General features: G+C 62.4%; 9 protein-coding genes. 8 read left to right on the top strand and 1 reads right to left on the bottom strand.

Translation table 11 applies throughout. From position 1 onward, the window contains the following. Positions 1–263 precede the first annotated feature (263 nt). On the bottom strand, positions 264–1,967 hold the full coding sequence (locus QW881_RS04305) for a hypothetical protein (RefSeq protein ID WP_315755828.1): 1,704 nt from the start codon (positions 1,965–1,967) through the stop codon (positions 264–266). A gap of 230 nt (positions 1,968–2,197) precedes the next feature. Between QW881_RS04305 and QW881_RS04310 the strand changes: the two genes are divergently transcribed. From QW881_RS04310 to QW881_RS04345, 8 genes are all read left to right on the top strand, one after another. After that, complete coding sequence (locus QW881_RS04310; RefSeq protein WP_315755829.1) at positions 2,198–3,313, top strand: phosphatase PAP2 family protein; 1,116 nt, start codon at positions 2,198–2,200, stop codon at positions 3,311–3,313. A gap of 17 nt (positions 3,314–3,330) precedes the next feature. After that, entirely contained in the window at positions 3,331–5,448 is a 2,118-nt protein-coding gene (locus QW881_RS04315) for a S8 family serine peptidase (protein ID WP_315755830.1), read from the top strand. A gap of 263 nt (positions 5,449–5,711) precedes the next feature. Next, positions 5,712–6,017, top strand: a complete 306-nt coding sequence (locus tag QW881_RS04320) for a hypothetical protein (RefSeq protein WP_315755831.1) — start codon at positions 5,712–5,714, stop codon at positions 6,015–6,017. Positions 6,018–6,117: 100 nt separating this feature from the next. Further along, positions 6,118–7,134: a hypothetical protein gene (locus tag QW881_RS04325; RefSeq protein ID WP_315755832.1), complete on the top strand. Its 1,017-nt coding sequence runs from the start codon at positions 6,118–6,120 to the stop codon at positions 7,132–7,134. A 91-nt stretch (positions 7,135–7,225) separates the two neighbouring features. Continuing rightward, entirely contained in the window at positions 7,226–7,474 is a 249-nt protein-coding gene (locus QW881_RS04330) for a hypothetical protein (protein ID WP_315716235.1), read from the top strand. Positions 7,475–7,520: 46 nt separating this feature from the next. Next, the gene (locus QW881_RS04335; RefSeq protein WP_315755833.1) at positions 7,521–8,678 is read left to right on the top strand and encodes a hypothetical protein; all 1,158 of its coding nucleotides are present in this window, start codon (positions 7,521–7,523) and stop codon (positions 8,676–8,678) included. A 10-nt stretch (positions 8,679–8,688) separates the two neighbouring features. Continuing rightward, the gene (locus QW881_RS04340; RefSeq protein ID WP_315755834.1) at positions 8,689–9,759 is read left to right on the top strand and encodes a hypothetical protein; all 1,071 of its coding nucleotides are present in this window, start codon (positions 8,689–8,691) and stop codon (positions 9,757–9,759) included. Between the two features lie 785 nt (positions 9,760–10,544). Next, on the top strand, positions 10,545–12,656 hold the full coding sequence (locus QW881_RS04345) for a hypothetical protein (protein WP_316158304.1): 2,112 nt from the start codon (positions 10,545–10,547) through the stop codon (positions 12,654–12,656). Positions 12,657–12,667: the final 11 nt, after the last annotated feature.

Raw genomic sequence — 12,667 nt, forward strand, 5'->3', positions numbered from 1 at the left:
CCCTCTTGCTGCCACAGGTCATCCTCGAAATGCCTGTCACAGAAATTATCGTGTCTCACTTAAGGGGTGCAGTCCAGAACCCTTGTTGCTCTGACGCAGAGACGATCGTTCGAGCTATTCTGAAGCGGCTCGTCGGATGAGGCGTCCTTGGGTTTTTCTTTCGTGGCCTTCGCCCGCGTCATCAGTCGTGCGCGTGGACTGCGTTGCGACCGTAAGCGATCGCGTCTGCCGCTCCACAACCTCTCGGATGAAGCGTGACGCCGCTAGAACTGTTGGGCTGGCAGCGAGTTGATGATTGATGTCCGATGGAGGCCAGCCGCGGGATAGGCCTTATCCCTCAGCTTGTCATATGAGAAGTCTGGTTCCGTTGTCTGTAGCTTGCGAACCATCTCGAAAGAAAGCTCACGGTGCCCATTATGCGCATAGAGAGCCGACAAATATCGCAAGGGGGGAGCAAAGGTCGGAGCAAGAGCATGGCTGGCTTCTGCAAGATGGACGGCCTTGTCCAGTTCTCCCGCCATAGTTCCCGCAATGCAGCTCAGGGCATCGAGCTGAAAACGGAAAGGCGCCGCACCAGCGATCGTACGGGCAAGCAATGTGTGCTGGAAGCCGTCCTCTGGTTTGCCGAGATAGCTCTTTGCGATTCCCAGGCAGGCCCAGGCGATCGGGTTGGCGTGGTTCAGTTGAATGGCTCGCTCGGCCAGCTCATAGGCGGCAACGTACGAGCGTCGCATCATGGAATGGACATGCGCGCTCAGGCCAGCGACATAGGAGTTGTAGGGTTCGAGCTCCAGCGCCCGGTACATCAGATCGAAAGCCTCCGCCTCAAGCGTCTGGCGGCAGTTGAACTGGCGCTCGGCGAGCATGAAGGTGCGCAAATAGGCGCGCCACGCGAGATAGATACCGCGTGGCTCGGCCGCGAAAGCAGCCGCGAACAGCTTGTCGGCGGACTCGAAGTTGGCTCTGCCAAGTCGAAACAGGCGCAGGATACCAGCATAGCATAGATGAGAGGCAGACCTCGGAGCGCCATCCTTGATATGAGCGAGTTGATCGACGGCGAAGTTGACCACCAGGTTGATGGTTCTCATCACATTGGTGTCGTTCAGGTCGAGCGTACCCTCGCCGTTGATCTGCAATGTCGACGACCATGCCAGCGTGTTGGCAGGGCGCTGCAACAGCGCGAGCCGAACGATCTTGCTCGTGTCAGATCCGAACACATCAGAACGCAGGGAGAGCGTGCCGGCCGAGGAGCCATCGTCACAAATCGAGCCATCTCCAGGCAAAGTGTCCGCCGGCCAGGCGGCCGACGCGCTCATGTCGCGACGATCTTGGATCGTGGCTACGCCCAGTTCCTTGATCGTCTTGGCGATGGAATCGACGAGGCTATCCGTCACGACCGCAGCATCTGACGGGCCTGTCCGGCAGCCGGGGATCAGGACGATTCGGTTTCGCGAGGGCCGCTCCTCGGCGGGCTGCAGGTGCGCTGCGAGGTCGGTCGCGAGATTGGCGGCGTGGCGGAGTTCAGGCGCCGGCGCGACGTGCGTCTGGAATCGCGCACGCTCCTCGCGCAGCCAATCCTCGAACTCCTCCTCTGCAATGTCAAAGCCTTCAAGAAGCTCACCTTGGGGAGGCGCCATCTCCTGCTGCGGTGACGTGGTAGTGTAACGGGCGATGTCGGTCTCAAATAGCTTTGGATCGAGCGAAATGACGAAGCTGTCAGCGCACAGCAGGGAGCGGCAGTCGCCCAGCGCCTTGCGGATTTCGGTCAGGCTTTGGCGAAGGCTGGCCGCGCCTTGCTCCTTGCCGCGGCTACCCCAGAGCCTGTCCTGGATCCAGACCCGCGATCGCTTGTGCTCACGCGCCAGCGCCAACATCGCAATGAGGGCGCAAGCCTTGCGTCCCCTGGGCGTGCAATCCTCGCCAGAAGCCTTGACCACGCGAAACGGACCAAGAAGCTTGATCAGCAATTTTGGATCGGAGCTCACATTCGTCGCCCACAACCATGATGTAATCAGTCGTGAAAATACGGAAACCAATGATTGAGTAGTGAAGTCTCCAACACCCTTGCTGTCAACGTGAAAAATCCGTGAAACGCCGTCATTTCGAAGGCGGGCGGCTTGACCGCGCGTGCCGTCAAAACGACCATTCAGTGGTAACGGGCGGAGCAAGTCCGCCGGGCCAGGCAGGGAGGCGGCAGATGGCATGGCTAAGCGGTGAGAGCGGAGAAAGCGGCGAAAGTGGTGAAAGCGGCGAAAGCGGTGAGAGCGGCGAGGGCCGCCGTGCCCGCGCCTCATCGCGCGCACGCGCGCTGATTACCAGCCGGGAGGGCGTCGTCGGCTACTGGAACCAGCCGTCACACACGCCTGATCACTATACTGCCGGGCCGGAGGCGCTCGATCGCTGGTCGCGCGACGTGCGACTGCGCATCTTCGCGGGCGAGCTGTTGTCGGGCCTTGTCTATGACGAAGGCGAGACCTCGATCTCGCTTCAGTACCGTGGCCGCAGCGATGAGACGTTCACGCCGATCGTGCACATGATCCGTCCCAATGCCGCGGACTTCGCCAGACAAGCGGCTTGGGTGTTCAACTATGCCGCGCTGCGGATGGAACGCAGCAGCGAGATCCTCGCCGAGCTGCACGATTTCACCAGCTTCTTGGGCCTGGTCGGATACTGGAATCCGAGCCGCAGCCCGCACACCGCCGAGCTGCTGGCGCTGATCCTGCAGGTGACGACCACGATCGAAATGCGGGTCAAGCATGCGCTCACCTGCCGGCGCCCAATCGAATACTCACCGCAGATACAGCCGATGATCCAGACGCCGGGGCATGGCTCGCTGCCGAGCGGCCATGCCACGGAATCCTTTGCCGCGGCCTTCGTGATCAATGCCCTCATGCGCAAGGCGAGGACCGGGCGGGATGATGTCGATGCGACCGATCCAGTGTTCGTGCAGCTGATGCGCCACGCCGAGCGCATTGCCATCAACCGGACGGTCGCCGGCGTGCACTTTCCGGTCGACAGCGTGGCCGGTATGGTGCTGGGCTGGACCTTGGCGGAGCTGTTCATTGCGCGCTGCTCCGGCTGCGGCCAGGTCACGATGCGCAAGTTCGACGGGCGGGGGTTCAACGACGATTTCCGCTACGACGATGTGCTGGCGATGTCCTACAGGCGATCGGCCGCTGCGAACGTCGCCAGTGAGCAGGGTGGGGGCGGCGCGATCATCGAGGCCGGCACGCCATCGACCGTTCCAGTCTCGCCGATCTTGCAGCATCTCTGGACGCAGGCGCTCGCCGAGTGCCGCCTGATCGTCGGCTGACACGAAAGGACAGGCGCATGAGAGACTGGCGAGGAGATCGGGCCGAACGAGCCAATCCCTATCTGGACTGGGAGTTGCGCAACAGGCCGCTCGGCAAGAGGCTGGACTGGTGCAGCGCGCAGATCCAACTGCTGCCGGAGGCCAACGGCAGCTATGTGGCCCATCTCGGCCAGTTGGCCGCCATCGTGGCCGCCGGCCACGAGCCGGACGAGCCTGCTGACGCGCTGACCATCCGCATGTCGGCCGACGAATTCGATCTGCTGACGAAGCTGATCGACGACATCCGCATCGGTCGCGTTCCGCCGCCGGACGATCCGCGCGATGTGCAGTTCTTCATCTACCGGCCCGAAGACATCGCCAATCGCACTGCCGCCAACGGTCTCTTCACGGCGATCCATATCGGCCCGCCGATTCCAGGCCTGCGCTTCGACTCTGTCATCGCCGCGCCGACCGATCTCGGCAAGCCGTTGACGGATTTGACGCGGCAGGTCGCGATCGGCGTCATCGATGACGGCATCGCCTTTGCCAACCGCCGTTTTCGCAGCAGGAGCGGCAGATCGCGCATCCGAGCGATCTGGTTGCAGGATGTCGAGCGCCGGACCAAGGATTTCGGCGTCGCCGCCGGGCAGCGGCTCACCGGCGATGAGCTCGACGTGCTGTTTGCGGCGAATGCGAGCGAGGCCGACATCTATCGCGCGTTCGGCATGACCAATTTCGGCAATGATCAGCACAAGCCGCTGGCGCAACGCGTCTCGCACGGCACACACATCCTCGATCTCTCCGGCGGCTACGATCCGGCCGCGGACGATATCGCCAGCAAGCGGCCTCTGTTGGCGGTGCAGCTGCCGTCGCCGGTGTCCGGCGATACGACCGGCGTCACCATGGCGAGCTACGTGCTGCAGGGGGCGCGTCAGATCATGCTGTGGGCCGACCGGATCAGCCCGAAGCTGCCGCTCGTCATCAATTTCAGCTATGGCATCGCGGCCGGCCCCAAGAACGGCAGCCACGAGATCGAGCAGGCTCTGTCGCGGATGATCGAGCGCCGCAACCAACGCGGCGGCCCGACCTATCTGGTGCTGCCGGCCGGCAACAGCTATCGCGAGCGAACTACGGGCCGGATGGCTGTGCAGCCCGGCGCCTCTGATCAGATCGACTGGATCATGCTGCCGGATGACGGTACGTCCAATCATCTCGAGATCTGGCTCGACGGCGAAGCGATCGCGCAGCAATGGCCGCGTGTCGGCGTCAGCCTGACGCCGCCCGGCGGCGTGCCGCGCATGATCGATGGATTCGGTGATGGCGATGTGCAGGTGCTTGAGGATGACGGCAAGCCGATCGCCGCCATCAATGGCCACCTGGCCAAGGTGGCCGGCCAGCCCGATCGCGTCCGCTTTCATCTGTCGGTCAATCCGACCACCGCGCGCTGGAGCGTGAGGCATCCAGCGCCGGCCGGACGCTGGCGGCTTTCCGTCACCAACGGATCGGAGGCGCCGCTGACCGCACATCTCTACATCCAGCGCGACGATATCCCGCTGGGCTATGTGCAGCATGGACGCCAGTCCTATTTCGATCATGCAGGGGGCTATCAGCGTGCGGCGCTGGATGGCAGCTACAGCGATCCGGACAGCAGCGGCTGCCCCATGACTCGCGAGGACACACTGTCGGCGCTCGCGACCGGCGCGGGCGCGCTCGTGGTCGGCGCCGTCGATGCCGCGGGCCAGCCGACGGATTATACGGCGAGCGGTCCGACGCCGGGGCGCGCGGAGCCCGATTGTGCTGCCATCGCCGACCAGGGGCCCGCGCATTGGGGCGTGCTCGCGGCCGGTACCCGGAGCGGTTCGGTGGTGGCGATGCGCGGCACCAGCGTGGCAGCGCCGCAACTCGTACGTAGGCTCGCAGATTATCTCGCATCGCTGCAACCAGGCCCGGTGCTTGCGTCGCTTGCGGTGACCGACGGTCCCGTGGCGAGCTCCGACGTCCCGCCGCCGGGCGCCGCCGTGCTCGAGCCGATCAAGCAGGATGCGGTCGCCGCTTCGCCGTGTGACAAGGCCCGTATCGGCGGTTTCATCCTGCGTGCGAGCGGCCACCCCGGCCTGCCGCCGCGGACCTATCCGCGCAGCCCAAACTTGCGCTGAGCCCGACTCCCTGGTTCGCCGCCGCGCAATTGCAGCATGCTGGCAGACAGTGAGCCAGCACAGGCGCGCGCCTCGACTCCCAGCCCGCATCCGATGCCTCTTGCGCAGCGTGCCGTGCCGACGCACGCCATAAGCGCAAGTGCGTGAGTGCAGATGGCGTCGTTCCAATGCATTTTTGACGATGCACTTGCGATGTCCTGACGATCGTCTCACACCACCTCGGCATAGTTCCTCCCGTGCAAACGAGACAACAGGAGGATTCAATGCGCAGATCCAATATCCGTATCGTGATGGGCTTGATCATCTCGCCCTTGCTGATGTCCCAGGCCTCCGGTCAGAACCTCAAGGACCTGGCGCCGACCTATCAGCCGCATCAACAAACCGACAGCGAGCGGTTGCAGAACTTCCACGCTCCAGTCCCGCCTCCGACCAACTATCCGAACATCAGCCGTGATCCTTCCACCAACGAGCCGCGGCTCAACGTCAACCGCGATGTCTCGCTCGGCGGCAACGTGACCCGCAACAGCGCCGAGGGAAACGTCCGTTTCCCGATTCCGGGATCTCGCTAGGCGCTGTTCGGCGACCTGGATGGCAGCTCGCCGTCCAGGCGCGGCGTCTCGAAAGCGGGCCGCTGATTCAAACAATCATGATGACCTGAGGAGATTGTAGATGAAGAGTCTTCGACTGATGGCCTGCTCCGCCATGCTGTTGCCCAGCGTCGCTCTGGCGCAACAGCAGATTCCGACAGGCTCACTGCCGCCCGACATCGCGGCCGCGATCAAGGCGGCTCCGCTGACGCAGACGCTGATTCCGATCAGCGGTGAGGAGAAATTCGCGCAGCAGATCATCAAGGCAGACGAGATTTCCTTCGCGGCGGGGGCAAAGCTGACGCTGACGGGATTGAACTATCCCTACATCGTGGTGGCCGCGCAACGCATCAAGTTCGCCAACCCGGACACTTACAGCATCATCCAGCGCGATCCGCAGGCCGTGGCCGCCGTCGGCAGTGACGGCCCTGCAGGTCCCAATGGCGCCGACAATCCCGGCGAGACCAACCGGACCGGCAATCCCGGTTACCCCGGCGGCCCTGGCGGGCCTGCCGTTGCCGGACAGACCCGGCAACTGCCCGACGTCTATCTGGTCGCCGGAGAGCTCTCCGATCCGAAAGGGCCGATCCCGGCTGGTCTTCTCAACCTCGTCCTTCTCTTCCGCGGCATTGACGGCGGCGATGGTGGGACCGGGGGGAAAGGCGGCAACGGCGGCCGGGCCGGAAACGGCAAGGAAGGGGCCACGAGCCTGTTCGACTGCAAGGAGGGTGGCGGCCCCGGCGGGACGGGAGGCGCTGCCGGTCCCGGAGGGCGCGGCGGTGACGCCGGCGCTGGGGGACAAGGCGCCGATCTCGTCTTCGTCACGACCAGACCTGCCTACGAAGTCCTGAGCTATTCGCGGATCAACAATGTCGGCGGGAGGGCCGGGCTCCCCGGTCGGGGCGGCAGCCCGGGCAATCCGGGCCCCGGCGGCAAGGGCGCGCCGGCCAATGGCTGGTGCAAGGGCACGGGCGGAGGATCGCCAGGCAATTTCCCGTCGCCTGCAAACCTCGGCTTCGGCAATCCGTCTCCGGACGGCGCAAAGGGAACGGTCACGGCGGTCATTCTTCCGTCCGTCGGTCCTCTGTTTGGCAAGTGATGCGGCGAGCGGCGGATGAAACCTGCAGGCCGCGTCCTGCAGGTTTCATCGGCCTGCGCGCGGCCTCAATTCCTCAATCCCGGAGCAAGCCATGACGACGACGCGCGACAGAGTGGAGCAATACGTCCTCGACTATTTCCATCGCCAGTGGCCCTCGGCGACCGAGGCCACCTCGCTCGCCGGCGATCTCGGCCTGGATGCCTATGACATCTACGACATCGGCCGGCATCTGCGGGGGTGGCGCCGCGCCAGCTACACGCCGAGTGAGTTCGCCGGCTGCGAACTGGTGAAGGACATCGTGACGCTGATCTACCAGAAGGTCCGCGCCGCCGGAAACTGAGGCGGGCACCGGCGGGATCCAGTCCACCACATGAAGGGAGGTACCGATGAAGCGCATGAGCCTCGCCAATCTCACCGTCGCCGTCGCGGGCGGCATCCTTGCGGCGCAGGCCGCAGCCGAGACGGCAGCTGCTGACGACATCTTCGCGTGCTACAAGACCGCCCCCGCGGCCGAGCCGGACTGGACGGCGATCGCGCGCGACTATGGGCACAAGCGCCTGAAACAAGGCTGCGGGCAGCAGTGGCCCGTCGCCGCCACGCCGCACCCGCAGCGGGCGTCGGCCGCAGCCGCAGCGCTGGCGGTGAAGACGGCGCCCGAGCTCCAGCCGGTCAGCGACTTCATCTGGTTCGTGCGCAAGGACTTCGCCGATGTGGACATGTTCGGCAAGCCGCAGTCCAATGAGAAGGCGACGGGTGCGGAATTGTCCTGGGCGCGCAACAACACGGCCGCCGACACGATCTGGCAGGTCAATGGACTGGTCGGTCTCGCCTACAGCTATCTCAACGAAGACTACTCGCGCTTCATCGGTGCCAGCCTGGCGTCCTATGTGAAGGTCGATAAGGAAGCGCATTCCGCCGCGGCAAGCGACGACAGCCGGGATGCGATCACCGTCGGCGGCAGCGCCGAGGTCGGATTCATCAACCCGATCGGTGGCGCCGACTATATCCGCGGCAGCTGGCTCGAGACCCGCGACGGGATCCTGAACCGGACCACTGGGCAGGCTAAGCTCGAATGGATGCCGATGTATCTGCGCGTGAACCGGCAGATTCCGGGCACCTTCGTGACCACCAATTTCCGCCCCGACCTCAAGGTGCAATATGACGAGCGCCAGGGCGGTGTCGTACCGATCGGCTTCTCCGGTCTCGGCCGCTCGCTGCGCATCGGCCCCGAAGCGACGTTTCTGTTCCGCGTTGCGGATTTCGGCACAACGCTGCCGGCCTGGGCCGAGCCGCTCGCCGGTCTGAGCGGCGCCGTCACCTATCACTGGTGGCGCGAGGTCTATTCCGGGCAGAGCGGCAGCTGGCTCGACAGCACGATCAAGTATGACATCAACCCGAACGTCGCGCTCGCCTTCTCCTACCAGAACGGGCGCAACGAGGAGACGGCCAAGCGAACGGACCTGTACAAGCTCTCGCTCAATTTCAAGACCTGTGCCGCCTTCGCTGGCTTCTCGGGCGGACGCTGCACCGCCGACAAGGACTGAGCTGGTAGTCATGACCGGGTTCTGGAAGCTCTACGGCTTCACGACGGAGGGAGATGATATGGACAAGGCTATCGATGGTTTCGTTCAGGTGCTGAGCTTCGTGCTCGCCTCATCCTCGACCGCAGCGCTGCTGGCGGTCGGACTGATCCTGCTGCTCATCACCACGGTGTTCGCCTGCATCGCGCTCAGGTCAAAACCGGAAGAGGTCACCTCGTTCTTCAAGGCGGCGTTCTTCCTTTGCCTGGTTGGTGGCATCCTGTTCTCCGCGGCCGGTCCGTCGCTGGCGCTGTTCTACGTGTCGCAGGATCCGATTCGCAGGAAGTCGGTCAATGAAGCGATCGACGATCTCGCCAGCAACAGACGTGTGCGCTATGTCATCCGCATGATCTCGCGCAGCCCCTCCGATGCCGCCCTCGGCATCGACGCGCTGACCCAGCTCGGTCCGCCCCGGCAGAAGTACTCCTTCGTCGCCGACTACGAGGAGTTGAAGGGTCATACGGTCAAGGAAGCGCTCGACCTGTTCGGCATCGGCTATGTCGCCGGATACCGTGTATCAGTCGTGATCTTTCCCCTGCAGATCGATCTCTATCCGGCCAATGCGCGGGGTCTGTTGCAGGTCGTCAGCAATGTCGAGGCCGGGGTTGCGCCGGAGGATCGCTTTCTCAAGCCCGGCAAGCTTCACGACGCGGAGCTCAAGGAGTTCGGCGACACCGGCATTCAGACCTACCGTATCGACAACTTCAAGCCGTTCTACCCGCATTATTGCGAGCTGGCGCAGACCTTCTTCTGCGGGCACTACGCCGCCAAGGAGCTCGTCGGCGGCCTCTACCGCGATTGGCATCCCCTCGGCTTCTCGCAGAAGAATCCACCGACCCAACCCTGCACGATTCCCAAGGAGAAGTTCTGCGCCTTCTCGGACTGGGATAAGGTGCGGCAGGACTTCAAGGGCCACTTCGGTGTTCGCGCGTTCCTCATCGAAAATCTCGAGATTGGCAGGATCCCTGGCCGCATGCTGTTCGACTTCCAGGATCCGCAGCGCGACAGGATCCCCGAGTTGGGGCTTCCGCCGGCGTTCGACTGACCTACGCTTGTCAGCGAAGGAAGCCTATGGAGGTTAGTTGGCGAGCGGTTCTGCTTGCCGTCGTAGCGATAGGCGAAGCGCCAAAGCTACGATCCGGTCGCGGTGACGAGCATGAAGAGCCCGCCTTCATTTGAGCGCTTGTAGTCTTTCGCTGCCGGCTTCAGGTGCCGGAAATAGGGGGCGGATTTGGCCGGCATAGGTTCGATTCCACCCAAAGCTCGCGATACCATGACCCCCGCGCACTCCCATCAAGGATACCAGCAGAGGGGCGGATACCAACAGAACGGGGCGGACGCCGGCGAAGGGCAAACGGCGGCTTAAGCTTGATTTTGAGGGTGAAACGGACGCTGGCGAACGCCCAAATGGTGCCCTGGCCGGAATCGAACAACCCCAAGAAAGCCTGCAAATGAAGGGCATCTTTCGGACGGGCTAAGCTGTACTCACACCTCTACTCACATCATTTTTGGTCCCAAGTGAGGGCCGGTTCGGTTCTAATTCCAACGTGATCGTCGGACGCCCCGCCAAGAATATTTTGCGGGACGGGCTAGCCGAACCGAGGCGCCAATAGTCGCCTAGATGGACGGACGAGGGAACGGTCCCGCCGGGCTGGGGCTACTTCAGAACAGAACCAGAACCTTCGCGATTCTATGGGGCGAGAATCGGGTAGTATGTGCCTCGCGATAGAATCAGGGGTTGCGGGTGAGGCCCGAACGCGGCCGCACACACTTAACGCCTGCATCGATGCGCGTTCGGCTGCGAATGTCGTGGTTGGTTGGAGAGTAGTTATGAGCAATGTCACACGCCGTGCCCTGCGAGTGTACGCAGCGTTGGCAGAGTTGAGGGGTAATGACACCGACGTTCTGGATGCTCTGATCCCATTTTTCGAGCCGATCCTGTCTTTGATGAACGGGAAGGTGTTTGATCCACACGTATTCGCCGCAGGTGTCCGGCGGCTCTATCGCTGGAGGTTTACCGGAGACATCGCCGCGACATTCGTCCCCAGGCTGGAGCGGAAGGGAATCCTGCAAAAACAGGCCAAGACCGGACAAGGTGTCGTTTGGCTAGTGCGGTACGACGATCCGACCGATAACGCGCCGCCAGCGATCGTGACGGTATTCGAGCAGATCATCGACGAGTTCGAAAAGTTTCCGCCACGGGTGACTGATCTGCTTGCGTACAAAAAAAACCGAGAGGAATTAAAGGATATTCTCATTCGATTTCTCGTGATGATGGACGTATCGGGTGAGGGCGCGTTCGCGCCGCAACTAGGCGAGATGGAGCCCGGTGCCGAAGCACGAGAGTTGGTCTCGCATTTGGAGGAAGGGGGTCAGCCACTAGATCCTAACGATCGGTATATGTGCGCGCGATTTGTGCAATATCTTATGAAGAGACGGCCCGAATTCGTGCCGCATCTCATTAGGCTATCGTCAATCGGGCTGTTGGCTGAGGTGGTTGAGGATTTCCTCAAGCCGACTCATACAGAAGGCAAGACCGATCTAACGATTGTTTTGGATGCACCGATCGCGCTCGATTATTTGGGTTGTTCCGGAAAAGCGCTAAAGGACGACATCGCGACAATCATCAGCGCTCTAAAGAAGATCGGCGCGACGTTCATTGTGTTCCCGGCGAGCTGTATTGAGATGCAGCGCAACTTGCGGAGCATGTTGGGGCTGCCGCCAGAGCAACGGCGTGGTTATACGCATAACGCGATGATCAAGCGGGAGGTCGGGCAGGATTTCGTGACTGCTGTCGCAAACAATCCGGAACGGGCGCTGGAAAATGCGGGCATTACGGTACGACAGATTTCTCTCGATACTTTTCCAGCCTCGCATCGGTACTTTACGGCCGAGCAGGAGGAGGACTTTTTTGCGTCGGTTACGTGGGGTAACCCCGGACCGGCGCGGGAACATGACGCGACATGTTTGGCCCTCGTGATGAGGCTCAGGGAGGGTAAACAGAGCGGCGATGTGTTCAAGACCCGGTTTGTCATGGTGACCCGTAATTCAATCTTCGTGCGGCAGTCCCGGAAATACTGTCTTGAAGGCCGCATGATTTATCAGACCCAGGAAGGGCCGGTTATTCATGCACGAGACTTGGCGACAACGGCATGGCTCCGAACCGGTCTCGGCGCTGACGAGACGATTCCGCGCGGGCATCTGATCGCGACGTGTGACCGGGTTCTTCAGGTCCGACCGGAAGTGCGTCACGCATTGGCCGCGCAATTGGCGCGCATTACTCCTGAGCGGTTGGAGCAGTTCAATCTCCTTATGCAGGACGCGCGCAGCGTCCAGAAGTTGGCTGATGAAACGTTGAACAACGAGGATGTAGTCACCTCAGAGAACGCGGAGCATTTGCTCGAAGTTATGCGGGCGGCAACGGCGGAGGAACTCAGGGAAAAGCATGAAGCGGAGATGATCGCCGAACGGATGGCGGCGCAGGAGGAGAGGGAACGCGCAGCCAAGCAACTCGCTAGTCTGAGCGGTCAGGTGAACAGCCTGCGAGAGCGCGACGCGCAGGCTCGGGCGCTGATCGAGACCCAGCTAGAAGGAATAGTAAAGTCTATTAACGGTCGGGCGAAAACGTCGGAGGTGGTGGCGGCTACAATTCTTATGGCGCTTGGATGTCTGGGCGCGTTCAACATGGCGACGGGGAGTCTTCAAAACTATCGCGTCTGGAGTATTGTCTTGGTCCTTGGCGGTGTGGCCGGTTTTGCGCGGCTGGTGTACGGATTGATGGAGAGGCCGATGCCAGCGTTGAGGTCATTGCTGAATGTCTATTGCCGTTGGATGGTGAAACGGAGATTGGTGGTCATTGGACTGAGCAACGAGATTGATCGGTTCAGTTACAAGGACGGGCGCGTGATGCTGGCCGAACGTCTCGCGCCACGGGACCGCTGACGGGCGGCCGA

The organism is Bradyrhizobium sp. SZCCHNS3016 (assembly GCF_032484535.1).
GTDB lineage: Bacteria > Pseudomonadota > Alphaproteobacteria > Rhizobiales > Xanthobacteraceae > Bradyrhizobium.

What these genes read in the sequence shown, in the direction of transcription:
- QW881_RS04345 (WP_316158304.1), top strand. Translation starts at nt 10,545, where the DNA reads ATGAGCAATGTCACACGCCGTGCCCTGCGAGTGTACGCAGCGTTGGCA.
- QW881_RS04330 (WP_315716235.1), top strand. Translation starts at nt 7,226, where the DNA reads ATGACGACGACGCGCGACAGAGTGGAGCAATACGTCCTCGACTATTTC.
- QW881_RS04340 (WP_315755834.1), top strand. Translation starts at nt 8,689, where the DNA reads ATGACCGGGTTCTGGAAGCTCTACGGCTTCACGACGGAGGGAGATGAT.
- QW881_RS04335 (WP_315755833.1), top strand. Translation starts at nt 7,521, where the DNA reads ATGAAGCGCATGAGCCTCGCCAATCTCACCGTCGCCGTCGCGGGCGGC.
- QW881_RS04315 (WP_315755830.1), top strand. Translation starts at nt 3,331, where the DNA reads ATGAGAGACTGGCGAGGAGATCGGGCCGAACGAGCCAATCCCTATCTG.
- QW881_RS04325 (WP_315755832.1), top strand. Translation starts at nt 6,118, where the DNA reads ATGAAGAGTCTTCGACTGATGGCCTGCTCCGCCATGCTGTTGCCCAGC.
- QW881_RS04320 (WP_315755831.1), top strand. Translation starts at nt 5,712, where the DNA reads ATGCGCAGATCCAATATCCGTATCGTGATGGGCTTGATCATCTCGCCC.
- QW881_RS04310 (WP_315755829.1), top strand. Translation starts at nt 2,198, where the DNA reads ATGGCATGGCTAAGCGGTGAGAGCGGAGAAAGCGGCGAAAGTGGTGAA.